Source organism: Shewanella avicenniae, assembly GCF_017354945.1.
GTDB classification, from domain to species: domain Bacteria; phylum Pseudomonadota; class Gammaproteobacteria; order Enterobacterales; family Shewanellaceae; genus Shewanella; species Shewanella avicenniae.
The window spans coordinates 3,138,955-3,164,263 of sequence record NZ_CP071503.1 but is presented as its reverse complement, the minus strand read 5'-3'; the positions used below and the strand labels follow the sequence as shown (position 1 = coordinate 3,164,263).

Here is a 25,309-nt window from a genome sequence, read left to right as displayed (position 1 = left end):
CCCCCAACAGGGTTAATCGTTGAAAAACTGCTGACTGAAATTCAGCTTAGTATTTAATTCGTTTTGGTGTTTGATGGAGAGATGAAAATGGATCTCTTCACTATCGCGATAGGGCAGTTGAGCAATGTAATACACTGACTGGCCTTCTTTAATTTCGCGGAATTTTAGCTTAAAGCGTGCTTCGAGTAAGTTGGTGGCAATGCCATTAATTTCGACCGGGATCTGCACGCCGTTGGCTTGGCGCATGTCCATCACCACAATGTTAACCAGCGCCAGATAGCGACTGCGTTGAATGCCGTAGGTTTGCGCCACAGAAGGGGAGATAAAGGTACTGGGCAACGCCGAGTAATGGATATCGTAATGACCCACCTGAAGCTTTTGCTCAGCATGGGCTGGCAAGACGAGGGCGGTTAACCATAACAATAGGGCGGTAATGCAGGAACGGCTCATGGGGTCTCAATCGGTTGATGACTCAGCTAAATTATACCCAGCTAACGGCGGAATTCCCATCGCACCCATCAAAGTAGTGCGGCTATTTCTTGAGGAAATTGCTGCGGCGACTCAATCTTGATCTGTTTATGGCGGCCGAGTTCTCCTTTGAGAATATGCACTTGGCCTTTGGCAACCTTAAACGACTTGGCGAGCAATTTAACAATATGTTGGTTGGCTTTGCCATCGACCGGCGGCGCGGTAATGGCTAACTTCATCTCATCGCCATGTAGACCGCACCACTGATCGCGGCTGGCCTTTGGCTGCACATAAACACGGAGCAGCAAATTTTGCTGCTCCATGATGACGGCAGTTTGCGTTGAACTCATTAAGCAATAGCCCAATAAGGTACGTGCTGCGCAAGCAGTAAGTTGAGGAAGTTCAACAAAATAAACAGCACTAGCACAGATAAATCTAAGCCACCCATTGGCGGAATAATACGTCTGATTGGGCCGAGGAATGGTTCAGTCAGTTGATACAGCACATATTCAAATGGGTTTGAGCCTTGGCTAACCCAGCTCATGATGGCGCGGATAATCAACAGATAAAACAGCAATACACCGGCTTGTTTAAACACCGACACCACCGCAAAAAGCAGTGTGGCGACGATATCAAATTGTGCGCCAGCAATTAATGTCAGTGCCACAATTTTTAAGATCACCACGGCCAACGCCAGCACCACGGACGCGGTATCGAGGTTGCCAATTGATGGCAGCACGCGGCGTAATGGCTTCACAATCGGGTGGGTTGCTTTCACCACAAACTGGCTAAATGGATTGTAGAAATCGGCACGTGCAAGCTGCATCCAGATCCGCAGGATCACAACCATTAAGTACAGGTCGAATATGGTGCTAACTAAAAAAGTAAATGGATCAGTCATTTCGAGTCGAGTCTCTTAGTAGTTAAAATTGTTTCGCCATCTCTTCAGCGCGGGCGATACAGTTTGCCATCGCTTTGGCGGTTAATCCGGGTAGATCGCCTTGCTTGAAGGTTTCAACGGCTTCATGGGTGGTGCCGCCTTTAGAGGTCACATTCTGACGCAGTTGTGCCGCCGACAGTTGCGGATTTTCAATCAACATTCTGGCCGCACCAAATGCGGCTTGCTGCGCCAGTTGGCGCGCTTTTTCTGCATCCATGCCCATTTGGGTCGCGGCGTCTACCATGCCTTCAACAAACAGGAAAAAATAGGCCGGAGAGCTCCCCGCCAAGGCAATCACCAGGTTAAGCCCGTGTTCGTCGTCTACCCAAACCGCATCACCACCGGTTTTGACAATGACTTCGGCAATCGCTTTTTGTTCATCGTTGATATTGGCTGGGGCATATAAGCCTGACATGCCAGCACCAATTTGCATTGGAGTGTTTGGCATAACACGGATCAGTTGGATGGGCTGGCCGAAATAATCTTGATAGCGTGCGGCAGGAATACCGGCGGCAATGGTAATAATCAGTTTGTTGGAGAAATCGACGCCAGACATGGCTTCACACACTTGCTGCATTAACTGCGGTTTGACCGACAGAATAATCACATCGGCTCGCGCGGCGGCGGCACTGTTGTCGCTGCTGGTGTTAATCGCAAAATCCGCTTTCAGTGCATCAAGTTTCGGGGTACTAGGGTTGGTTGCTTCAATCAATTCAGGTTGATAGCCACTGTTCACCAGTCCGCTGATAATACTGCGGCTCATATTGCCGGCACCGATAAAACAGATTTTGTTAGAAGTCATGCTTTCCTCTTTTGTTGGTTGTAACGCGCCACACGGGGTGGACTGTTTATAGTATTTGGGCGCAAGCGGCTAAATACAAGGGGATTAATTCGCTTTGGCGCTATAGTCACGCTCACCAAAAATCGCGCTGCCGATACGTACCATGGTTGAGCCGTTGGCAATCGCCAGCTCTAAATCGTCACTCATGCCCATCGATAGCGTATCAACGCTGGCGTAGCCGAGTTTCAAGGTGGCAAAGAGTTGCTGCATCGTAGAAAGCTCCTCTGCCAACTGATTTTCATCGGCGTGGCTTGGAATCGCCATCAAGCCGCGCAGGTTCAGATTTGGCAGGGCTGCAATCTGTTTTGCCAGCGCCAACATGCTGTCTTTATCAATCACGCCAGACTTGCTATCTTCGCCGCTGATATTGACTTGAATACAGACATTTAACGGCGCTTTATCCGCAGGACGTTGGCTATTGAGGCGCTCAGCGATTTTGGCGCGATCTACTGTGTGCATCCAATCAAAATATTCCGCCACAATCCGGCTTTTATTGGATTGCAGTGGCCCGATGAAGTGCCACACAATATCTGGACACGTTTGCTGTAGTGCCTCAACCTTTTGTTGGCCTTCTTGAACGTAGTTCTCACCGAAGTAACGTTGCCCAGCGTTGTAGGCTGCTAAAATGTCTTCAATAGGTTTGGTTTTACTGACGGCAAGCAGTTGGATCTCTTCGGGATTTCGTACGCAATTTTTAGCGGCGGCTGCTATCCTTTGCTGGGCTAGTGCCAGTCTGTCTGCTATTGTTGTCATGTTGTTATCTTTTTGGTTGAACGGATATACCAAGCTATGGAAATCACTGAATTATTGGCTTTTAGTGTAAAACACAAAGCGTCGGATCTACACCTTTCTGCAGGCATACCACCTATGATACGTGTCGATGGTGAGGTGAGAAAGCTCAATGTGCCTGCGTTGACGCACCAAGACGTTCATCGTCTTGTTTACGATATCATGAATGATAAGCAGCGTAAGGACTATGAAGAACACCTCGAGATCGACTTCTCGTTTGAAGTGCCAAACTTGGCGCGCTTCAGGGTGAACGCGTTTAACCAATCTCGTGGCGCTGCCGCGGTATTCCGTACCATTCCTACTGATATCTTAACCTTAGAGCAGTTAGGTGCGCCTGACATCTTTAAGAAAATCTCTTCCTATCCACGTGGTTTGGTGCTGGTAACGGGACCAACAGGTTCTGGTAAAAGTACCACTTTGGCGGGGATGATCGATTACGTTAATGACAATCGCCACGACCATATTCTGACTATTGAAGACCCTATCGAATTTGTGCACCAAAACAAGCAGTGTTTGATTAACCAACGGGAAGTGCATCGTCACACTTGGAGCTTCGAGGCTGCCTTGCGTAGCGCCCTGCGTGAAGACCCTGACGTTATTCTAGTGGGTGAGATGCGTGACTTGGAAACTATCCGTTTGGCACTGACAGCGGCAGAAACCGGTCACTTAGTATTTGGTACCTTACACACCACCTCAGCAGCCAAAACCATTGACCGTGTGGTTGACGTGTTCCCAGCGGGCGAAAAAGACATGGTGCGTACCATGTTGTCAGAATCGCTGCAGGCGGTTATCTCGCAAACCTTGATTAAGAAAATCGGCGGTGGCCGTGTGGCTGCGCACGAAATCATGATTGGTACGCCAGCAATCCGTAACCTTATCCGTGAAGATAAAGTGGCGCAGATGTATTCTGCCATCCAAACGGGTATGGCGCACGGGATGCAGACGCTGGAGCAAAGTCTGCAGCAGTTGGTGAATCGAGGAGTGATTACCCGCGAAGATGCGTTATCAAAAAGTTCTAACAAGCAGGTTAATTTCTAAGGAGTCGCTATGGACGTCAAACCCTTTCTGGAAGCGATGGTTGAACGTAAAGCGTCGGATCTGTTTGTCACGGCTGGTTTTCCCCCGAGTGCCAAAGTTGATGGTGCATTGCGCCCGTTAGCTGAAAACCCGTTTACTGCGGCGCAAGCGCTAGAGTTTGTGGAATCTCTGATGACGCCTGCGAATAAGCAGCAGTTTCATGAGACCAAAGAGTGTAACTTTGCGATTGGCTCTAAAGGCTTAGGGCGTTTTCGTGTCAGCGCGTTTTGGCAACGTGAAGCCGCCGGTTGTGTGTTACGCCGTATCGAAACCAAAATCCCCACCATGGAAGACCTGAATTTACCGCCGATCCTCAAAGATCTGGTGATGGCAAAGCGTGGTTTGGTGATCATGGTGGGGGCGACCGGTACCGGTAAATCTACCTCGCTGGCATCGATGATTGGCTATCGTAACGCCAATAGTAAAGGCCACATTCTGACTATTGAAGACCCCGTGGAATTTGTGCACCAACATAACAAATGTATTGTGACGCAGCGTGAAGTGGGGATTGATACTGATTCGTTTGATGCAGCGCTGAAAAGCTCATTGCGCCAAGCGCCGGACGTGATTCTTATCGGTGAGATCCGTAGCCAAGAAACCATGGAATTTGCCTTGTCATTCGCAGAAACTGGTCACTTGTGTTTGGCGACATTGCACGCCAACAACGCTAACCAAGCGCTTGATCGGATTATGCATCTGGTGCCAGAAAATAAACACGCACAGCTGTTGTTTGACCTATCCTTAAACCTGCGCGGCATTGTGGCGCAGCAGTTGGTGCCAAAAGCGGATGGCAGTGGTCGTCGAGCAGCGATTGAAATTTTGATCAACACACCACGGGTATCTAGCGTTATTCAACGCCATGAGTTGCATGTGTTGAAAGAGGTCATGGCAAAGTCGAATGAGCAGGGGATGCAGACCTTCGACCAAGCGTTATTTAAACTCTACAAAGATGGTGAGATTACTTACGCTGATGCGCTACACCATGCTGACTCACCAAACGATTTGCGTTTGATGATCAAATTGGAAAGTGGCAACGCTGGTTCCTCTGGCTCAATGGATGGTATTACCCTCGACATGGATTAATCGCTGCAAAAGCTGATGAGATGAACAGTTGTTGTTTGAATTATGTTCAAATCATCAGCTTAAGTTTCGAATTCAAACTAAAATTTGCTAATGTTTTGCACCAAAATTTTAACCACTGGGAGAATATGATGAAAATTCATGCCATTAAGTGGGGAGTGTTTGTGGCGCTATTTAGCTCTAGTCTTGCGAATGCTGTGCCTGTTACTGATGAGCTTGATATTGGCGGCGCAGTACGTCTCAACTACGGTTGGAAAGACTATGATGATAATGCAAAGTTTGAATTCGAACTTTTTCGCATCGATGTGAATTACAAAAGCGACAAGTTACTCGCTTCCGCACAATACCGTTGGTACAAAGATCAGGAAGTGGTGCACCATGCATGGGCGGGTTATCAATTCTCTGAGCAGGATGTGGTAAAACTGGGGATTACTCAGGTGCCATTTGGCTTGTTACCAACCACTTCTCACTCTTTCTGGTTCGGTGGAACTTATTACCTTGGTTTTGAAGACGATTATGACGCAGGTATTCATTGGCAACATGATGCTGATGGTTGGCGTTATGATCTGGCCTATTTTGCCAATGATGAATACGGTGACGGTAGTCGTGTAAAGCGCTATTCGTTTGACGTAGCCACCACGCCAGAACTTCCGTATGAAGAAGCTGGGCAGATAAACGCTCGAGTCGAAAAACTGCTTAGCACTGGTGAGGCGACCCATAAACTGGGTGCTTCATTGCAATGGAATCAGTTTGATTATGTGCCGAGTGAAAATGCCGTCGACGGTGAAGATACCGATGGCTACGCCGTAGCGGTGCATTGGCAGATGGATTGGCATAAGTGGCAAACGCAGCTGCAATATGTGCGTTACGATTACGACTTTCCAGATGATCGCATGGCGATGTCAGCCTTTGCTTATCCATTCGAAATTGCTTCTAAATCGGATGTTTATAGCGCTAACTTAGCTCGTAGTATGGATGTGTCTTGGGGGCCAATCTCCAACATCAATTGCTATAACGACTTTACCTACATGGCTGCCTCGGGTGAGGGATTGGACAACTCAATTCAAAACGTCACAGGTTGTGTGCTAACTGCAGGTAAGTTCTATACCTACGTCGATTGGATTGCGGGCAAAAATATGTGGTTTGCTAATGGTCCCGGTATCGGTATTGATGAAGGCGATAACAGCTGGCATTCACGGTTAAATATCAACATTGGCTTATATTTCTAACCTTGGCTGATCTGTTGCGGCAAAAGTTGCGTAATATGGGTGATATCAACGTCAGACTTAGGATGGTCAAATGTTAACTCGATATGTTCGCTTCTCTGGGCAATTTTTGCTGGTGCTATTTGGGTTACTCGGTAGCGTGAGTTACGCTGCCGAGTGCCCCGCTTATCTCAATGTTGAAATGCGTAAATTGCATTCCTCGCAAACGGTCAATTTGTGTGAGCTGACTCAGGGTAAGCCTGTGCTTATCATCAATACCGCAAGTCATTGTGGTTTTACACCGCAATTTAAGGGGCTTGAAGCGCTGCACAAACAATATGCCGACAAGGGGCTAGTGGTGCTCGGCTTTCCTTCTGATGACTTTTTTCAAGAGGAAGATGATGAGAAGGATACGGCCAAAATCTGCTACATCAATTACGGGGTAACTTTTACCATGCTGGCGACTTCCGCGGTGCGTGGTAGTGATGTCAATTCAGTGTTTAAGTACCTCAATGAGAAGACGGCTGCACCGAAGTGGAATTTCTATAAGTACTTAGTGAGCGGTGATGGTACTCAAGTGCAACAGTTTAATTCGCGGGTGACGCCCGATAGCGAGGAGCTTAATAAGGCGATTCAAGCCCTATTAGCGGCTGAAGCGAACTAAGTCTTTAGCGTGATATAATTGAAAACAGCGGCAAAAAGCCGCTGTTTTTATTGGTAAAAGTTTTCAAAGTAACTTTCAACAATTAATACTGCGGATACCGAGTCGACTTGGCCTTTAGATAAGGCACGATAACCGCCGGATTCAAATAGCCGCGCGCGTGCATCCGTGGTGGTCAGCCGTTCATCTTGGGTGGCAATCGCAACTCCGAATCGACCGTGAATACGATTGGCAAATTTACGGGCGCGTTGTGTCATCTCTTGCTCGGTGCCATCCATATTCAGGGGTAAGCCAACGACGACCAGATCCGGTTGCCATTCTTTTAAGAGCGATTCTATTTGTGACCATTCGGGTACGCCATCAGTGGCTTTGAGCGCTTTTAGTGGCTGGGCGCTGCCGGTGATCTCTTGGCCAATGGCAACACCGATACTTTTGGTACCGAAATCAAAACCTAACACTGTGCGTGACATGTAAAACCTTGTAGTTGCGTTTTAAGCGTGACCAATATCTGATGACATCTGCCACAAATCAAAACCGAGGGATTGGGTCGCTTTTTCCCAACGTTGTTCAAAAGGGGTACTAAACAGCAGTTCTGGAGTAGCTGGAATGGTTAACCAGGAGTTTTCCGCCAGTTCTTTTTCGAGCTGATTACGGCTCCAACCGGCATAACCTAGCACTACCAAGAAATGTTCTGGGGCTTTGTCGGTGCCGATAGAGGTTAAGATATCGCGTGAGGTGGTCAGCATTAGCTCATCGGTAATCGGATTACTATTAACCCAATGGGTTTGGCTACTATGCAGTACAAAACCGCGTTCAGGATTAACTGGGCCGCCGACCAATACTTGATTTTCCAGCGATGGAGCTAGGTGCCGTTCATCTTGCAGATCTAATTGTGCCAGCAACTCTTCTACATCGACACCAATAGGGCGATTGACCATAATGCCCATCGCGCCTTTTTCATCATGCTCACAGATGTAAATCAGTGAACGCTCGAAGAATGAGTCGTTTAATGATGGCATCGCAATTAAGAAGTGATTCTGCAAACTATCCATAACAGCTCCTGCAATTTGCGTATCAACCACCGGCGAGTTTGACTTTAAAACCCTGTTTTTCCAACAAGGTTTTAAGTTGCTCGCGGTTGTCAGTTTGAACTTCGATAGTAAAGTCTTTTACTGTACCACCACAACCACATTGCTTTTTGAGTTTTTGCGCCAGCGCTTTAAGTTCGTCCGCATCTAAGCCTAATCCGCTAATTACGGATACGCCTTTGCCTTTTCGGCCTTTACTATCGCGGTGAATTCGCACAATGCCATCGCCTTGAGGTACTTCTATCGGCGCTTGTTCTTGCTCGATACGGCCTCTGTCAGTGCTATATACCAGCAACACGTTGGGATCTACTCGCATGGATATTCCTTTCTACTACTTGTTTGCTGGATTTTAGCAGAACTGCTGTGCTTTCCGCACCTTGGCGGCAAATGCTAATAACAAAAAGCCGCTCGGATTGAAGCGGCATGGTCATCTCAAATGTGCAGGGAGTAAGATGTAAAAATTGAAAAGGATTAGCCCCAAACTACGCCGAGCAGCGCCGAAAATAGCGATAGAAAGGCGCACGGCAGGATGGCGATGCGCCACCGAGGTACCAGCAGTACAATAGAGGTTGTGACAAAGCTTACTGCCGCTAAGGTATAGAAGGAAAATGGCATCGCAAAGGCTTTGATTGCCAGCCACACCAGTATCACTAATGGCAATAGCATCAGCAGTTTCGGCTGAGAGATTGCACTGAGCCCCAACATGGCGCGCTGCGTGTGGTCAGCGGCATTTTGGGGCGTAATCAAATACACCATGCTGCCGACAATAAATAAACAAATTAGCCATGTCATCGCCGATATCTCTGTTGAACTATTAATGATAATAATTATCATTTAAAATTTTAGAATAGCAAGTCATTTACTGAAATTATTCGACACTTAATAGCGGTTGTAGATTTGTTGAGCTAGGGGTAAGCTGTTATGGAGTGCAACTGTAATGCAGAGTAACTAGGTGATTTTTATGAAATATCTTATGTTAGCCGCAGTAGCGTTAATCATGGCAGGCTGCGCCGCAGTGCGTCCGGGGTGGGATTACGACCCAAGCACTAACTTTTCTCAATATAAAACCTATGCTTGGGTTGAACCCCAAGTGAGTCAGGGTGAATATGAAAAAGATGGCTTGTTAGCACAACGCGTGCGAGCAGCGGTCGACGAGCAATTGTTGGCAAAGGGATTTGTTAAAGTAGAGGCCAAAGATGCGCAATTGATGGTGAACTACTTTACTAAGGTCAATAAGGAAGCGCGGGTTGATACCCTGAACGCTAACTTCGGTTATGGTCCTTTTGGTTATCGCGGTTGGTGGGGCGGCCCATCGATTTCTCAAGTGAGGGAATATGACGTTGGTGACTTATTGCTGGACTTAGTCGACGCTAAATCCCATCAATTGATTTGGCGTAGTACCGCGAAGAATATCGTGCGTGACTACAAAACTCCGCAAGAGCGAATCGACAAAGTAAATGATGCCGCTAAAGCGATGTTAGAAAACTTCCCGCCTAAAGCTAATTAATTTAGCTGTTATAAAAACGGCGAGTGATCAGTGCATGATGACTCGCCGTTTTGTTTTATATCCCCACATTCTCTCGGTATTTATTCACGCCAAAGTAGGGTTTAATAAGCGCTAGGTAAATTACCCTGTAGCAATGACTTTAAGGTGAATTTTTGTCCTGTTAGCGGTAACTTAGGGCTGCTGTTAAACGTGTACTGAACATCGGATATTCAACCTGGATGACTGCTGCATTCATTAGGAGCATGAGAATGGAAAATCTACAAAGTTATATCGAGCAATTGCCTGATTTAGTGATGGCATACGGCTTAAAGGTTGTGTTGGCGCTTATTATCTTTTTTATCGGTAAATACCTGGCCGCATTGGCAAAGCGCATTACCGTGAATGTCTTGAGTCGTAAATTAGATAAAACCGTTTCATTTTTTGTCGCTAACTTAGCTTGGGCAGTGGTGTTTACCTTCACCATTATTGCCACCCTAGGTCAGCTTGGGATTCAAACAGCGTCTCTCGTTGCTGTGCTCGGTGCCGCCGGTTTGGCCGTAGGTTTGGCGCTGCAAGGTTCACTATCAAACTTCGCTTCAGGTGTGCTTCTGGTGATGTTCCGTCCCTGCAAAGCCGGCGATTACATTGAAGCCGCCGGGGTTGCTGGTACTGTCGATGAAATCACCATCTTCGCCACCCGCTTAAAAACGCCTGATAACAAAGTGATCACTGTGCCCAATTCATCATTAATGAATGGCAGCATTGTTAACTACTCAGCGATGCCCACCCGTCGTTTGGATTTGGTGATTGGTATCTCCTACGATGCGGATATCAGAAAGGCCAAGCAGCTGTTGATCGATATTCTCGAAAATCACGAAAAAGTCTTGAAAGACCCTGCGTACACCGTTGGGTTGAATGACTTAGCCGACTCGTCCATTAACTTTGTGGTGCGCCCTTGGGTTAATTCAGCGGATTTTCTGGCGACACGTTTTGATCTGCTGGAAAAAATTAAACTGACCTTTGATGAAAATGACATCGGTATTCCTTATCCACAGATGGATATTCATGTTAAAGAGTTACCTGCGGTCAGCAAGTAACTGATATTCACCAAGGCTGGCGTTTGCCAGCCTTGTGCTATGTAAGGAGCTAACAATGAAACATTGGAAAACGGTTACAGCCATTGCTGCTGGATTGTGGCTATCAAGCTCGGCCTTGGCTGCCGAAGTTGTGTTAGGCGGCAAGGCGGTAACTTTAGCCGGCGAACTACCGACTGTAGGGGCTGTAGTCCCGCAGTTCAAAGTCGTGGACGATAAATTCAGTCCTATCTCACTGTCTGACTTTAAAGGCAAAACCGTGCTGATTAGTGCTGTGCCTAGCCTTGATACTGGTGTTTGCGCCCTGCAAACCAAGCGTTTCAACAAAGAGGTGGCTAACTTCGGCAACGATGTGGTGATGCTTACCATCAGTGAAGATCTACCGTTTGCCCAGAAGCGTTTCTGCAAAGTAGAAAACGTGGATAAAATCAAAGTGCTATCTGATTCAGTGTGGCGAGATTTTGGCAAGCACTATGGTTTATTAATCCCCAATATGGGCTTGTTAGCGCGAGCGATTTTGATCATCGATAGCCAAGGTAAACTGCAATATAAAGAGCTGGTGAGTGATGTATCGCAGCATCCCGATTACGACAAGGCATTGGCTGAGTTAGCCAAAATAAGCCAAGTAAGCCGTTAAAAAAAGCGCCGTTGATGGCGCTTTTTTCTATCCTGTCGCGAAGCACTTCAGCATGTCTTGTAGTTGCCGCACAGCCTCAACCGCGCTGCGGCTGTACAGTCAAAATCGCAGCAGGTAGAGTGGCGTTTCTCTTCTCCGTTATTCCAATGAGTCATTGGCTAAAGAATATGATTGATTTAAGAAGTGATACCGTTACCCAACCTACTGAGGCGATGCGCAAAGCCATGGCCAATGCCCCAGTCGGTGATGATGTATATGGGGATGATCCCAGTGTGAACCGCTTGCAGCAGCGCGCAGCTGAAATGCTAGGGTTTGAAGATGCGCTATTTACTACCTCAGGTACCCAGGCCAATCTACTGGCGCTGATGTCTCATTGTGATCGCGGCGATGAATATATCTGTGGTCAGCAGGCACATAACTATAAATATGAAGCCGGTGGCGCTGCAGTGTTGGGCAGCATTCAGCCGCAGCCTATTGCGAATAACCTTGATGGCACACTGCCGCTTGATCAAGTGGTCGCAGCCATTAAGCCAAATGATATTCACTTTCCCCGCACTAAGCTGCTGAGTTTGGAAAATACCATTGGTGGTAAAGTATTGCCTCAGTCCTACCTTGCGGAAGCACAGCAGTTGGCCTTTTATCATGGCTTAAAAATCCATTTGGATGGCGCCAGAATCGCCAATGCTGCGGTGGCGCAAGGGCTTAAAATCGCTGATATTGCCCAACATTTTGATTCTGTTTCGGTGTGCTTGTCTAAGGGCTTGTGTGCCCCTGTGGGGTCACTGTTATTGGGTGATGAGCACTTTATCAGCCGTGCACGTCGCTGGCGTAAAATGCTTGGCGGAGGCATGCGTCAAGCGGGCATTTTGGCCGCCGCTGCGGAAATCGCTTTAACTGAGCAAGTTGAACGTTTGGCCGATGACCATGCAAATGCGGCTGCCTTGGCGGCGGGATTGGCTGAAATTGATGAACTGGCAGCGGGCATAGAAGTGCATACCAACATGGTGTTTGTGCAGATCTCACCTGAGTTAATGCCATCGCTGGTGGAAACTTTGTATGAACAGGGAATTTTGATTTCAGCCGCCAAGCAGTTGCGTTTGGTCACCCACAAAGATGTGTCGAGTGCTGATGTGCAGCTGGTGGTAAACGTTTGTAAGGCATTTTTTTCACGTTTACCTTAGGGCTTAGACTGAAAGGTGGGCAATGATGTTGCTCACCTTCAGTATGGCAAGATCAGTCTTCTTTGATCTCTTCTTTCACCGTGTTGACAGCATCGCGCGAAGCGTGGCCGATATCGCGGGTCACATCTCGGGTGGCATGACCAATGGCTGTGGTGGCTTTTTTAGTGGCTTCACCGACATCTTTCCCGGCATGTTTCAGCTCGGCGCATCCCGCTAACAACACTATTGCTACAAGGCCTAACAGAGGGAATGTTTTCATGGGGCACGCTCCTTGTTTGCTTACGTCATTAACTGCCAAGATGACAAGGGGGCTTATAAGCGCCCCGTCAGTTTGGCATATTTGATCAATAATTCGTCTTCAGATTCAACGCGATTTGGATCATTGTCAATACAATCGATAGGGCAGACCGACACGCAGGTCGGTTTGTCATAATGGCCGACACACTCAGTGCAACGCTCAGGATCGATTTCATAGATCTCTTCGCCCATGCTAATTGCCTGATTGGGACACTCAGGTTCACACATGTCGCAATTGATGCAGCTATCGTCAATTAACAGCGCCATTTATCAATCTCAACCAGCTTGATGCGGATTGCGGGTATCCTGACCTTCGGTCAGATTACGCAGCAAAATTGCGTGGGTTAGATCCACTTCTGCTGGCACTGGCAGATAAACGGTATGGCCATTACCTGGACCGCAATCAATCTGCTCGCCCTTACGATTTTCCAACGTTTCAATCGTCAGGCTGATGTTACCTTGTGGCGTCATCAGTTCAACGCTATCGCCAACACCAAATTTGTTCTTCACGTCGATCTCAGCCAAACCTGCGGCATTGCGCTTACCGGTCAGTTCACCGCAGAACTGTTGGCTGTCACTGACAGAATAACCATAATCATAGTTTTGGTATTCATCATGGACGTGACGACGCAAGAAACCTTCGGTGTAGCCACGGTGTGCCAAGCCTTCAAGCTGTAACATCAGGTTCGGGTCAAAACCACGACCCGCTGCCGCGTCATCAATGGCTTTACGATACAGCTGCGCAGTACGAGCAACGTAGTAGAACGACTTAGTGCGGCCTTCAATCTTGAGTGAATTGATGCCCATCTTAGCCAAACGCTCGACGTGCTGAATAGCACGCAGATCTTTTGAGTTCATAATGTAAGTGCCGTGTTCATCTTCGAACGCTGGCATATATTCATCAGGGCGGTTGCCTTCTTGCAGCAGGAAGATTTTATCTGTTGCTGGGCCTTCGCCTAAGGTTGGCTTTTCAATCTGCACTGGATTAACCGCAATCACGTCGCCAGTTTCGTTTTCTTTGGCTTCGTGTACGTCATACTTCCAACGGCAAGCGTTAGTGCAAGTGCCTTGGTTCGGGTCTCTTTTGTTGATGTAACCGGACAGCAGACAACGGCCTGAATAGGCCATACACAGTGCGCCGTGAACAAACACTTCGAGCTCGATGTCTGGGCAGCGTTGACGGATTTCTTCGATTTCATCCAGCGATAATTCGCGTGACAAAATCACCCGTTTGATACCTTGAGATTCCCAGAACTTCACTGACGCCCAGTTAATGGCGTTGGCTTGCACCGACAAGTGCACCACTTGCTCAGGAAATGCTTCACGCACCATCATGATCAAACCTGGGTCTGACATGATCAGCGCATCTGGCTTCATGCTCACCACAGGTTCCATATCTTTAATATAGGTTTTTAACTTGGCGTTGTGCGGTGCAATGTTGCTCACCACATACAGTTTTTTACCGAGTTGATGCGCTTCTTCTATACCTGTGGCCAAGTTTTCCATCTTGAAGTCGTTGTTACGTACCCGCAGGCTGTAGCGCGGCTGACCGGCATAGACGGCGTCGGCACCGTAAGCGAAGGCATAGCGCATATTTTTTAAGGTCCCAGCAGGGGACAACAGCTCAGGTTTAAACATAACACTCTCTCAATGACGTGAATAAGGCTGCAATTTAGGCGAATACATCGCTTTGCAGGCGCGGCATTTTACTTAAGATTGGTCAAGTGATGCAAATCAAAAAGTTGATTAAATTACTCTGATATATAGCTGGTGGTTACTAAAGGTAAGTGTGAGTGGTATTCGGCAACTTATCGGAGTAGTTTAGGTTAAAAATTCTGTTGTAGTGATGTTAAAATATCAAATCTAGCGTTGGGTCAAATCCCACATATTTAATATTGGATTCAACGGGCGATTGGATTATCTTTCCTTGGGTTCAAGTGTTAACTGATATACTTGATACGATTGTTAAAACAAACGGTTAATTATTTGAGGCGTGCATGTCTACAGAACACCTGCTATTGGTCGGGCTGCTAAAGAAACTGAAAAGCGATACCTTAGTGTTGCCAACCTTACCTGAGGTTGCTATTCGCGTCCAAGAAGTGGTGGCAAAACCTGAATCCAGTTTAAAGCAAGTTGCTGAGATGATTGGGCAAGACGCCGCCATATCTGCACGGTTAATTAAAATTGCCAACAGCGCCATGTATAGCCGTGGGATTAAAGCAGAAAATATTAACAATGCTGTAAGCCGGATCGGTTTAACTCAAATCAAATCAATTGTGACCTCGGTGGCAATGGAGCAGCTATTCATCTCTACTAACGAGATGGTGTGGGAAGTGATGGATGAAGTCTGGACCACCTCCATTGAAGTAACGGCTGCCGCCTGCGCCATGTTGCTTATGTATAAAAAGCAGCATAAGCAATCACCATTGAACTATGACACGCTCACCCTAGCGGGTTTAGTGCATAACATAGGTGCTTTGCCAGTATTAACTGAAGCGGAATCTCATCCAGAGTTGTTTACCAGTGTCGGTCAATTACGGGCACTGGTGAGAAAACTACAAGGGCCGATTGGCCGTGCGGTACTGAATAGTTGGGATTTTGCCCCAGAAGTCACTGAAGTGGTGGAGCGTTGGGCTGACCTGCATTATCTACCTGAAAACGTCACCTATTTGGACTTCATTCGGGCGGCGGCGTTCTATGTGGGCGAGTTACGTGCGGGGACTGAACTGGAACAACGTCTCGATGTTTATGTCAGCAAAGGCTTGCCTGTCACACCGGATGATCTTGCCAGCGAAGAATTTTTAGATCATTACCATTCGATTAAAGCCAGTTACCACTAAACGGCAATATAAGGTATTCTGATTAGAGTATATCTTTCTCTTGGGGCTTTGGGCGGTCTCAAGAGACGTTAGAGGTAACCATGATCTATCTAATAAGCACGCTGTTAGTTGTCGCTTTGTTACTGTTGGCGGCAGTAGCGTGCCGTTATAACCATCTTAAGCGATTTATCAATAAGTTAGCTAATAATGTGCGTGAGCAAGCGGATCAACGCCAGCCGTTAGAGTTTGCTGAAGTGCCCGAGCTCATGATGCCGCTTTACACTGCTTTCAAAGCCTTATTACGGCAACTTCCTTCCAGTATTGGCCGCGATGCACTGACCGGTTTGCCCAACCGCGCCATGTTAAAGAAAACACTAACCCCCTTGATGCCAATTACCAAAGGCTCTTTGGTGCTGCTCAACATCGAAAAATTTCGCTTTGTTAATGACCTGTTTGGCTTTAATACCGGCGATAAAGTATTGCAGGCGTTTGCTCTGCGACTAAGACAGCTGGAGTCACAGCCTCGATTTGTGGCGCGTATGGACGGTGATGAATTTCTACTTTTTTACGAAAACGAAGTGAGCTATGAATTGCTGCAGCAGATGCAGCAATTAGTGCAACAGCCTTATGTGATTGATAACGCTCCTATTGGTCTGAAAACTAAGATTGGCTGTTTGCAATTGGCCAAAGATCACGCCGACATTTCACTGATGCTGCGTCGGGTTGATTTGGCACTCAAGAAAGCTGCACAAAGTCATCATCTGATCGCTATCTACGAAACCGGTGACGATACCGTTAACTTGCGTGAGATGAAAATCATCAACAGTTTGCCACGTGCGCTGAATAAAAATCAGCTGTATTTGGTGTATCAACCCAAAGAAAGTCTAGAAACGGGTCAATGCCTGCAAGTCGAAGCGCTGATCCGTTGGGATCACTCCGAACTGGGTTTTATATCGCCTGCTGAGTTTATCCCGTTGGCAGAATGCGCTGGTATGCAAGGACTGGTAAGCGATTGGGTGATGGACAACGCGATGGCACAAATTAGCCGCTGGCAGCGTCAAGGGATTGATCTCCGTGTCGCGGTTAACTTGAGCAGCAGTGACTTTGAAAAGGATATTGTGGCAATTATTGCCGACAAGCTGAAGGCGCATAATATTCCTGCCACTGCGCTTGCGGTGGAACTGACTGAAGGTACGCTTGTGGCCGATATGCAAGATACTCGCACCAAGTTGCGCCAGTTACGCGAAATGGGCATTGAGGTTGCGATTGATGACTTCGGTACCGGTCACTCTTCGTTGGCTTATCTAAAAGACTTGCCGGTGGATGAAATTAAAATCGATCGTGCGTTCCTGCAAGATCTGCTTACTGACGTGAGTGCACTGCATATCATGCGCAGCAGTATTCAATTGGCACATCAACTCGGCTTTCGCGTCACCGTGGAAGGGGTTGAGACCAAAGCACAGCGCGAAGCGTTGCGTAAACTGGGTGCAGATGTGATTCAAGGCCAGTACTATGCCAATCCAATGCGCGCTGCAGAGCTGGAATATCACGGTATTAACTTCCACCTGTTCTCAAAAATGGAAGGTCAAGACCTTACCCATTAATCTTCGTTCAATTCGAAAAAAGCGTTTAAACTGAATAAATACTCGAGTTTGGCCGAAATCACTCCTGATGGGACAGTGATTTCGGCCAAACTTTTTGCGCATTAATTGATTTTGGTTCGCTTTGTTCTTAATAAGGCTATACTAACTGTTCTCATATCCGTATAATGCGTAACCAAGATGTCGAGGCACTAGGATGTGGACTGGATATCAGTGAATGGTGGTGACGCTGTTAATTCAAGTGTCAGAATGACAGCTAGTTAGCGCCCCCATTTGCGTTAGTTTGTCGTCGCTGTTTCAGCACGCAAACGCACCGACTTTTGTCGGGTCGGTTTTTACCCTGAGTGAAGAAAGGGATGCCCAATGGGCATCCCTTTTTTTATGCTTTTCAGTCAGCTGTTCGCAAAACAAACCTACTGCTGTCAGTCGGCAACTTTGCTTGTGTCTGGGTTAGCGGCTGCTTGATTGGCTAATGCATCTTTCAACTGCTGTTCTACCCAGCCTGGCGACTTAGTGCTGTAGGAGAGTAAACGGTACATCGCTGGGATAACGAACAGGGTGATTAAGGTGGCAAACGCCATGCCGAAGAACACCACTGTGCCCACTGAAATGCGGCTTTCTGCACCAGCACCACTAGAGAAAATCAGCGGTACGGCACCCACTAGAGTTGTGAAGGCAGTCATCAGAATCGGGCGTAACCGTCGGGCCGACGCATCAATAATGGCTTGCTCAAATGCTAAGCCGCGATCACGCAACTGGTTGGCAAATTCAACAATCAAAATGCCATTTTTGGTCACCATACCAATCAACATAATCATGCCGATCTGGCTGTATATGTTGATCCCTTGCTGAGTAAACCACAGCCCGAGAAAGCCACCAAACACCCCCATGGGGACGGTAAACATCACCACCAGCGGGTTGATAAAGCTCTCAAATTGCGCCGCTAACACTAAGTACGCCACTAACAACGCCAAGCCAAACACAATAAAGATGCTGTTTTGATTTTCTTTATAGTCTTTGGATTCGCCTGAATAGCTGATGCTGATATCGCCTGGCAGCTTTTCCGCCACCAGATTATCGAGATAATCCAAGGCTTCACCGAGGGTATGGCCTTCAGTCACGTTGGCACTTAGAGTGATCGATTTTTTCTTATCGGTATGGGATAAGCGCTGCGCCGAGGCTTCTTCGCGTACATGCGCCACTGAATCAAGCGTCACCAGTTGACCAGAGCGAGTACGCACGTAGATTTTGCTCATATCGGTCATGCTGTTGAAGTGGTTCTCATCACCACGCAGGTAGACATCGTACTCTTCGCCGCGCTCGACATAGGTGGTTTGACGGCGACCGCCAAGCATCACTTCTAAGGTGTCAGAGACATCCGCGACGCTGACACCAAGTTCGGCAGCGCGCTGCCTATCGACGCGCACCATCAGTTCAGGTGTTGTTTCGGCATAGTTCAAGTCGACACCTGTGATAATGCCGCTGGCATTGGCTTCTGCTTGTAGTAGTTGCGCCCACTTATACAACTCTTGGTAATCGGAGCCGCCAATCACAAACTGTACCGCCTCGCTGGAGCGACCGCGAAAACCGGGCAGCATCGGGCGGATCATCACATCGGGAATATCTTTCAGCGCCTCAGAGATCATCCCCAAGGCTTCACCCGCCGAAACATCACGCTCTTTCCAGTTTTCCAAGCGCATGATGACAAAACCGATTTGGTCGCCGCTGGCACCGCCAAAGGCGGGGGTTTCAAGGCTAAATGACTTCAACACGCCTTTGCCCAGCATCGGCATCAGTCGCTGTTGAATAATATCCATATTGCCCGACATTCGGTTGTAACTGGTGCCTTCAGCACCGCGCACGAAGGCATACACTACGCCGCGATCTTCTGCTGGCGCCAACTGTGCTGGCACTTGCTGCATTAACAGATAGCTGCCGCCGATACACGCTACAATCACAATCGGCGCAGCAAATTTATGTTTGACACAATAGGCAACACCGCGACGATAGTGGCTCTCAAGCCTACTAAAAATGCAGTCCAATAACCGATTAAGCGCGCTTGGTTGCTGATGTGCTTTAAGCAGTTTGCTGGCGAGCACTGGCGTGAGCGTCAGTGCGACAATCGAGGAAAACACCACCGAAACTGCCAGTAACACTGAGAACTCAGTAAACAGCAAGCCAACCATGCCTTCCATAAAGGAGATGGGTAAGAACACCATCACCAACACTGCGGTGGTTGCAATAACTGCAAAGCCTACTTCACGGGTGCCTTTGTAGGCAGCCAACAATGGCGGCTCGCCGCGCTCGATATGGTGGAAGATGTTCTCGACCACCACAATGGCGTCATCAACCACCAAACCAATGGCGAGGATTAACGCCATCAAGGTCAGTAAGTTGATTGAAAACCCAAGAAAGTACGCCGCCATAAAGGCTGAAATTAACGACACCGGTACTGTCACCGCGGGGATCAGCGTTGCGCGGGCTTGGCCGATAAATACATACAACACCAAAATCACCAACACGCCAGTGATGTAGAGCGTTGAGTACACTTCATCAATTGCCTGATCGATAAATACCGTCGAGTCATAGTCGATTTCTAGGCTGGTGCCTTTGGGCAAAAACTTCTGCATTGCATCAACTTGCTGGCGCACGCCTTTGGCGACTTCCAAAGGGTTTGCATCTGACTGCGCCACAATTCCGAGACTGACGTTCGACACGCCGTTACTGCGATAGGTGGAGTTCTCGTTCTGAGCCCCAATGTAAACATCGGCGACATCTTTGAGATACACCGGCGTGCCGTCATCGGCAGTGCGGATTTGCATGTAATCAAAGTCATCGGGTTGCAGATACAGCCGCGCTGTACGCACTGTCATGGTGGTGGCGTCGTTACGGATCTGGCCGCCGGGCGACTCCAAGTTTTCGTTACGCAGTGCGGTGATAATATCGCTGACGGTGATCTGGCGACCGGCCATCGCTTCTGGCTTGAGCTTGACATACATCACTTGGTTTAAGCCGCCAGAGATGTTGATCGAGCTAACGCCACTGATCAGGTTGAATTTATCTTCCAGTACTCGACGCGAGTAATCGGTTAGTTGGGTTCTATCCAGCTCACTCGAGCGCAAGCGAATATAAATGGCGGGGCGCCCAGAGCCGTTATCTTTGTAAACAATCGGATCGTCTGCTTCTTCCGGCAAGCGACGTTGGGCGCGCGATACCGCGTCACGCACATCGCTTACCCCTTCCATGATGTTCCAGCCGATTTTAAAGTTCACCGTAATCCGCGACGAGCCGTTACGGCTCACCGAAGTAATCTGGTCGATACCGCTGATGCCGGTAAGCTGATCTTCAATATTTTTAGTGACTTGGCTTTCCATAATCGCCGCAGACGCACCGCTGTAAGAGGTGCGAATACTGACCACAGGGTTTTCAACATCGGGCATTTCGCGCACCGACAATTTACTAAACGACACTATGCCAAACACACACAACAGCAAGCTTAAAACGATGGCAACGATCGGCCGTTTAACCGAAACATCAGACAGCAGCATCGTTATTCTCCTTGGCGGCTGCTTGACGAGCTTCTGGCACGGCGGCTGTTGGCTTGAGCGGTTTTACCTGCATGCCATCGCGAATATTCACTAACCCCTGCACCACGATTTCATCACCCGGTTTAAGGCCATCGGTGATTAACACTTGGTTATCCACGCGAGTCCCCAGTTGCACTTCAGTGCGGTGGGCAATCTGCTTGTCATCCACTTTGTAGACAAAGCGTTTGGTGCCCGAATATTCCAACGCTTGTACCGGTACCACTGGCAGATAGGTCGCAGGAAAACTGATGCGGGTATTGAGCATCATGCCGGGGCGCAGCTTGTTGGCTAAATTTTGAAACTGAACACGGGTACGCACATTGAGGGTTTGTTCGTTAATACGTGGGTCGATGGCGGTGACTTTGCCATCAAAGTTTTCGGCTGGCCATGCGGCACTGTTTGCAGCCACTTTCATGCCTAACGTCAGCTGGGACAAGTGTGCCTCGGGTACTTGCAGGTCAAGCCTTAACAGACTCAAATCATCGAGCGATAGCAGTTCTTCGCCTTGGCTGACCATTTTGCCGCGACTAAAACTGACCAAGCCAATCACACCCGCAAAGGGGGCTTTGATGTAGTGATATTCCAGCTCAGCTTTTGCCGAAGCGAGTCGTGCCGTGGCGATATTAACACTGGCGCGCTGAGCATCTATTTCGGTTTGGGTAATCGCATTGCTGTGAGCCAGCTTTTCATAATCTTTCAGCTTACGGCTTTCATCGGCAAGGTAGGCTTCGGCTTCCATCACCGCGGCCTTGGCTTTGGCATCATCAATCACAATCAGGGTTTGCCCAGCGCTCACTTGTTCATTGGAGCGCACGGCCACTTTTTCAATTTTGCCGGTGACTTGGGACGCAATAAACACTGAATGTTCGGCGCTGAGTTTGCCAATCAGGCGAAGATCCGCCGCTAATGCTTGTTGGCCAACCGTTGCCGTCACCACGGGAATAGTTTGTGAATGTGCAGCTTTGCCTGTTTCGGCTTTATCTGCGGCTTGCATTCTATATGCGACAGCAGTGCCAAAGGCTGCAATCGCAAGCGCAATAACGAGTTTTTTCATCATAATTTGGATGCAGGAAGATCTTGCCGATGATCGATGCTGAGTATTCTAAGGAAGGCCGCAGTAAAAGCTAAGTGAGATTACGGATTAAAGTGTAAATAAATGATCTGCTGTGTCAGACGAGTGGATTTGAGGTGTTAACTAATAAAAAATGTTTATTATCATATAGTTGGATTTTGTTGGTTAACTAACGTTGCACGAAAAATGTTATGGAGTGTCAAGATTTGCCATAGATTGAAACATTCACCAGCAAAAAAGGGAGCGAAAGCTCCCTTTTTAGGCGAATTGCCGAGGTTATTTCGACATTCTTTTGTACTTCAGGCGATGTGGTTCAATTACATCTGCACCAAACTGCTCTTTCATCCAATTCGAATATTCGGTGTAGTTGCCTTCGTAGAAGTTAACCTTACCTTCGTCACGGTAGTCGAGAATATGGGTACAGATACGGTCGAGGAACCAACGGTCGTGCGAGATCACCATGGCGCAACCTGGGAATTCCAACAAGGCTTCTTCGAGCGCGCGTAGGGTTTCAACGTCGAGGTCGTTGGTCGGTTCGTCGAGCAGCAACACGTTGCCGCCAGCTTGCAGCAGTTTTGCCAGATGCACACGGTTACGTTCACCACCCGATAAACTGCCGATAATCTTTTGTTGGTCGCCACCGCGGAAGTTAAAGCGACCGACATAGGCGCGGCTTGGAATTTCTAACCCGTTGATACGAATGATGTCCTGTCCGCCAGAGATCTCCTGCCAAACAGTATTTTTATCGTTCATCGAGTCACGGAACTGTTCAACCGATGCCAGTTGTACGGTTTCGCCGACTTCCACTTCGCCGCTGTCAGGTTGCTCTGAACCGCTGATCATACGGAACAGGGTTGACTTACCGGCACCGTTCGGGCCGATGATGCCAACAATGGCGCCTTTCGGCACAGAGAAGCTCAAGTTGTCGATCAGTACCCGATCGCCATAGCTCTTGGTCAAGTTGCGCACTTCAATCACCTTGTCGCCCAAACGTGGACCAGGCGGAATGAACAGCTCGTTGGTTTCGTTACGGCGTTGGTAATCTTGGGTGTTCAACTCTTCAAAACGCGCCATCCGCGCTTTGCCTTTAGACTGGCGGCCTTTGGCACCTTGGCGTACCCATTCCAATTCTTTGGCAATGGTTTTTTGGCGCGCACTTTCGGTGGCAGCTTCTTGTTGCAGACGTTGGTCTTTCTGCTCCAGCCATGAAGAGTAGTTACCTTGCCATGGAATACCTTCACCACGGTCAAGTTCCAGAATCCAGCCGGCGGCATTATCCAAGAAGTAACGGTCGTGGGTAATCGCTACCACAGTACCGGCGTATTCTTGGAGGAAGTTTTCCAGCCAAGCCACAGATTCAGCATCCAAGTGGTTGGTAGGTTCGTCGAGCAGCAACATCTCTGGCTTTTCCAGCAACAGACGACACAAGGCAACTCGGCGACGTTCACCCCCTGACAGCACTTCAATCTTGGTGTCCCATTCTGGTAAACGCAGCGCATCAGCGGCACGTTCCAAAATGTGGTCAAGGTTGTGAGCATCGGTGGTTTGAATAATCGCTTCCAGCTTGGCTTGTTCAGCGGCAAGCGCATCGAAGTCAGCATCTGGCTCAGCATAAAGGGCGTACACTTCATCTAAGCGTGTCAGTGCATTTTTGGCTTCGCCAACCGCTTCTTCAATCGCTTCGCGGACGGTTTGCTCTGGATCTAACTTCGGCTCTTGCGGCAGATAACCGATTTTTAGCCCCGGCATTGGCCGTGCTTCACCTTCAATTTCGGTATCGATACCGGCCATGATGCGCAGAAGGGTGGATTTACCTGAGCCGTTCAAACCCAATACGCCAATTTTGGCGCCGGGGAAAAAGCTCAGCGAAATATCTTTCAAAATTTGCTTTTTAGGCGGGACGATTTTGCCCACCCGCAGCATGCTGTATACAAACTGGGCCATAAACATTCCTATGTTTTAGATGCTGGCCGAAGTTTACTAAATTGCGTGAATGGCTGCCAATGCAATAGTCGAAGATGCACCCGCTAAACGCGTAATTTCGGTTAATCGGATCAGGTGTTACGGATTTCATAATCGGCTAAGCGACTGCGCAGGTTCGTTTCTGTAGCGCTGCTCAAATATTGCACAATGTAATTGCTATCATCCTAACTAATTGTTATGAATGGCGTTAGCGAATGATTAAGGATGATAAACCATGAAGAAGTATGGCTTGCTCGCGGCACTGTTACTGATAGTGATCGTATTGGGATATGGCTTGTGGCCTAGTGCGAGCAGTCGCTCTGAAGTGGATAGCGCGTTAACCAATGAGCTGTTACAGGATGACAGCACTGACTCCATCGCAATGTCGAAAACTGCCGCTGAAACTGCGGCCAAAAGTTCAACCCGCCAGATAGATTCCGCGCCTATCTCCGCTGAGGCAGAACGTCTTCGTATATCTGAACTGATGGCAAGTTGTGATGGAACAAAAATCAACCACACGCTAGATGAAGATGCGGCAGCATTTGAAGCCCAGCGCGACAATTACATCGATAACATGGGAAAGTCTGATGACGCGCTGCAGCAGTTAGCCTATTTTTATCTGCAAAAAAACGCGAATGACCTAGATAAAACCCAATCGTTATTAGCATTAAGCAAGCAGTATCCCGACAATGCACTAGTGGCCTTCGATGCGTTATCGCACTGTAATACCTTCACTGACAGTTGCAGTGTGACCGATGTTGAGCGCTTGATGAAAGGTCATGAAAACGATGCGGCATTTTGGATGCAAAAGGCATCATTTTTGTTGCAAAACAAGCAAGAGCAGCAGGCACTCGCAGCAATGGAACATATGATCAGCGAGCCGCTCTACTTTAATGCTTGGGGTGAACATCTTGCGGCGTTTAAGCAAGCTTATGTGACGGCTGGGGCTGCAGATGTCGCCCGAACTATGATTGGCGTGGTAATGGTAGCTTCTGCCACCATTGAAGGTTATCAACCTTTGGCTCATTACTGCATGAAGGTAGAGGCAACCAATGCCGCAGCCCTAGATATGTGTTTGCGAGCAGGGCAAAGGATGGCCAATAGTCCATCAACCATGTTGGTGAATAGCATTGGACTTTCATTTCAGCAGCGGGTGTATCGACTCACTAATGCCGAAGCCGGGTTGGCGCAAGTGGCCGAAAAAAGGGCCGAATTTGACAAAGTTCAGCAGGAAGCGTCATTGATGCAGCTGTTGATGTATTTTGATCGCAAGCGCTTCAACGATTGGCTCGATAATATCCGTAATGCCGGAGAGCTTGAAGGCACGCGGCTGACGACACAGCAGATTTTACTCGAAACTCAGGCGCCGGATTTTGACCCTTGTTTAGTCAATTGGTAACAAGCACCGTGCAATTGTGATTCAT

The 25,309-nt window shown here is 48.1% G+C and carries 26 protein-coding genes; 11 read left to right on the top strand and 15 right to left on the bottom strand.

The genetic code is table 11. From position 1 onward, the window contains the following. Positions 1-12: 12 nt before the first annotated feature. The 5 genes from JYB87_RS14040 to JYB87_RS14020 all read right to left on the bottom strand — a co-directional run bounded on the left by JYB87_RS14040 (position 13) and on the right by JYB87_RS14020 (position 3,002). Complete coding sequence (locus JYB87_RS14040; protein WP_207354096.1) at positions 13-450, bottom strand: DUF4426 domain-containing protein; 438 nt, start codon at positions 448-450, stop codon at positions 13-15. Positions 451-518: 68 nt separating this feature from the next. Further along, positions 519-818 (bottom strand): DUF167 family protein YggU, encoded by a 300-nt coding sequence (yggU, locus tag JYB87_RS14035; protein ID WP_207354095.1) that lies wholly within the window; start codon positions 816-818, stop codon positions 519-521. After that, positions 818-1,369, bottom strand: coding sequence for a YggT family protein (locus tag JYB87_RS14030; protein WP_207354094.1), 552 nt, complete (start codon positions 1,367-1,369; stop codon positions 818-820). The genes yggU and JYB87_RS14030 overlap by 1 nt, the downstream gene beginning before the upstream one ends. A gap of 22 nt (positions 1,370-1,391) precedes the next feature. Beyond that, positions 1,392-2,210 (bottom strand): pyrroline-5-carboxylate reductase, encoded by an 819-nt coding sequence (gene proC / locus JYB87_RS14025; RefSeq protein WP_207354093.1) that lies wholly within the window; start codon positions 2,208-2,210, stop codon positions 1,392-1,394. An 84-nt stretch (positions 2,211-2,294) separates the two neighbouring features. Beyond that, complete coding sequence (locus JYB87_RS14020; protein ID WP_207354092.1) at positions 2,295-3,002, bottom strand: YggS family pyridoxal phosphate-dependent enzyme; 708 nt, start codon at positions 3,000-3,002, stop codon at positions 2,295-2,297. Between the two features lie 36 nt (positions 3,003-3,038). Here JYB87_RS14020 and JYB87_RS14015 point away from each other — a divergent pair, with 36 nt between their 5' ends. From JYB87_RS14015 to JYB87_RS14000, 4 genes are all read left to right on the top strand, one after another. Then, the gene (locus JYB87_RS14015) at positions 3,039-4,076 is read left to right on the top strand and encodes a type IV pilus twitching motility protein PilT (RefSeq protein ID WP_207354091.1); all 1,038 of its coding nucleotides are present in this window, start codon (positions 3,039-3,041) and stop codon (positions 4,074-4,076) included. 9 nt (positions 4,077-4,085) lie between these two features. Then, positions 4,086-5,198 carry a PilT/PilU family type 4a pilus ATPase gene (locus JYB87_RS14010; protein ID WP_207354090.1) on the top strand — a complete coding sequence of 371 codons (1,113 nt, stop codon included), beginning with the start codon at positions 4,086-4,088 and terminating at the stop codon, positions 5,196-5,198. 128 nt (positions 5,199-5,326) lie between these two features. Continuing rightward, positions 5,327-6,424, top strand: a complete 1,098-nt coding sequence (locus tag JYB87_RS14005; protein ID WP_207354089.1) for a hypothetical protein — start codon at positions 5,327-5,329, stop codon at positions 6,422-6,424. A gap of 70 nt (positions 6,425-6,494) precedes the next feature. Further along, positions 6,495-7,064: a glutathione peroxidase gene (locus tag JYB87_RS14000; protein WP_207354088.1), complete on the top strand. Its 570-nt coding sequence runs from the start codon at positions 6,495-6,497 to the stop codon at positions 7,062-7,064. A 47-nt stretch (positions 7,065-7,111) separates the two neighbouring features. Here the strand turns inward: JYB87_RS14000 and ruvX are convergent, their stop codons facing one another. The 4 genes from ruvX to JYB87_RS13980 form a co-directional block, all read right to left on the bottom strand. After that, on the bottom strand, positions 7,112-7,531 hold the full coding sequence (gene ruvX, locus JYB87_RS13995; protein WP_207354087.1) for a Holliday junction resolvase RuvX: 420 nt from the start codon (positions 7,529-7,531) through the stop codon (positions 7,112-7,114). A 21-nt stretch (positions 7,532-7,552) separates the two neighbouring features. Next, entirely contained in the window at positions 7,553-8,113 is a 561-nt protein-coding gene (locus JYB87_RS13990; protein ID WP_207354086.1) for a YqgE/AlgH family protein, read from the bottom strand. A 22-nt stretch (positions 8,114-8,135) separates the two neighbouring features. Then, positions 8,136-8,465, bottom strand: coding sequence for a stress response translation initiation inhibitor YciH (gene yciH, locus JYB87_RS13985; protein WP_207354085.1), 330 nt, complete (start codon positions 8,463-8,465; stop codon positions 8,136-8,138). Positions 8,466-8,620: 155 nt separating this feature from the next. Next, entirely contained in the window at positions 8,621-8,941 is a 321-nt protein-coding gene (locus JYB87_RS13980; RefSeq protein WP_207354084.1) for a hypothetical protein, read from the bottom strand. Between the two features lie 169 nt (positions 8,942-9,110). Here JYB87_RS13980 and JYB87_RS13975 point away from each other — a divergent pair, with 169 nt between their 5' ends. The 4 genes from JYB87_RS13975 to ltaE all read left to right on the top strand — a co-directional run bounded on the left by JYB87_RS13975 (position 9,111) and on the right by ltaE (position 12,547). Next, positions 9,111-9,656 (top strand): DUF4136 domain-containing protein, encoded by a 546-nt coding sequence (locus tag JYB87_RS13975; RefSeq protein ID WP_207354083.1) that lies wholly within the window; start codon positions 9,111-9,113, stop codon positions 9,654-9,656. A 248-nt stretch (positions 9,657-9,904) separates the two neighbouring features. After that, positions 9,905-10,732: a mechanosensitive ion channel domain-containing protein gene (locus tag JYB87_RS13970; protein WP_207354082.1), complete on the top strand. Its 828-nt coding sequence runs from the start codon at positions 9,905-9,907 to the stop codon at positions 10,730-10,732. A gap of 55 nt (positions 10,733-10,787) precedes the next feature. Next, positions 10,788-11,366, top strand: coding sequence for a thiol peroxidase (tpx, locus tag JYB87_RS13965; protein WP_207354081.1), 579 nt, complete (start codon positions 10,788-10,790; stop codon positions 11,364-11,366). A 167-nt stretch (positions 11,367-11,533) separates the two neighbouring features. Continuing rightward, on the top strand, positions 11,534-12,547 hold the full coding sequence (gene ltaE / locus JYB87_RS13960; RefSeq protein ID WP_207354080.1) for a low-specificity L-threonine aldolase: 1,014 nt from the start codon (positions 11,534-11,536) through the stop codon (positions 12,545-12,547). Between the two features lie 52 nt (positions 12,548-12,599). On the opposite strand, the gene JYB87_RS13955 is transcribed toward ltaE, so the two are convergent. The 3 genes from JYB87_RS13955 to trhP are packed head-to-tail and all read right to left on the bottom strand — an operon-like array spanning position 12,600 to position 14,482. Further along, positions 12,600-12,806 (bottom strand): hypothetical protein, encoded by a 207-nt coding sequence (locus JYB87_RS13955; protein WP_207354079.1) that lies wholly within the window; start codon positions 12,804-12,806, stop codon positions 12,600-12,602. A 53-nt stretch (positions 12,807-12,859) separates the two neighbouring features. Continuing rightward, positions 12,860-13,111 carry a YfhL family 4Fe-4S dicluster ferredoxin gene (locus JYB87_RS13950; protein ID WP_207354078.1) on the bottom strand — a complete coding sequence of 84 codons (252 nt, stop codon included), beginning with the start codon at positions 13,109-13,111 and terminating at the stop codon, positions 12,860-12,862. Between the two features lie 9 nt (positions 13,112-13,120). Beyond that, a complete protein-coding gene (gene trhP / locus JYB87_RS13945; protein WP_207354077.1) occupies positions 13,121-14,482 on the bottom strand; it encodes a prephenate-dependent tRNA uridine(34) hydroxylase TrhP in 1,362 nt (453 codons plus the stop codon). 359 nt (positions 14,483-14,841) lie between these two features. Here trhP and JYB87_RS13940 point away from each other — a divergent pair, with 359 nt between their 5' ends. Beyond that, positions 14,842-15,684: an HDOD domain-containing protein gene (locus JYB87_RS13940; RefSeq protein ID WP_207354076.1), complete on the top strand. Its 843-nt coding sequence runs from the start codon at positions 14,842-14,844 to the stop codon at positions 15,682-15,684. 80 nt (positions 15,685-15,764) lie between these two features. Then, positions 15,765-17,267, top strand: coding sequence for a putative bifunctional diguanylate cyclase/phosphodiesterase (locus JYB87_RS13935; RefSeq protein ID WP_207354075.1), 1,503 nt, complete (start codon positions 15,765-15,767; stop codon positions 17,265-17,267). Between the two features lie 419 nt (positions 17,268-17,686). Here the strand turns inward: JYB87_RS13935 and JYB87_RS13930 are convergent, their stop codons facing one another. The 3 genes from JYB87_RS13930 to ettA form a co-directional block, all read right to left on the bottom strand. After that, complete coding sequence (locus JYB87_RS13930) at positions 17,687-20,812, bottom strand: multidrug efflux RND transporter permease subunit (RefSeq protein ID WP_207354074.1); 3,126 nt, start codon at positions 20,810-20,812, stop codon at positions 17,687-17,689. Then, on the bottom strand, positions 20,799-21,905 hold the full coding sequence (locus tag JYB87_RS13925; protein WP_207356713.1) for an efflux RND transporter periplasmic adaptor subunit: 1,107 nt from the start codon (positions 21,903-21,905) through the stop codon (positions 20,799-20,801). Before JYB87_RS13925 ends, JYB87_RS13930 begins: the two co-directional genes overlap by 14 nt. Positions 21,906-22,199: 294 nt before the next feature. Continuing rightward, entirely contained in the window at positions 22,200-23,867 is a 1,668-nt protein-coding gene (gene ettA, locus JYB87_RS13920; RefSeq protein ID WP_207354073.1) for an energy-dependent translational throttle protein EttA, read from the bottom strand. Between the two features lie 253 nt (positions 23,868-24,120). Here ettA and JYB87_RS13915 point away from each other — a divergent pair, with 253 nt between their 5' ends. Continuing rightward, positions 24,121-25,284, top strand: coding sequence for a hypothetical protein (locus JYB87_RS13915; protein WP_207354072.1), 1,164 nt, complete (start codon positions 24,121-24,123; stop codon positions 25,282-25,284). Positions 25,285-25,309: the final 25 nt, after the last annotated feature.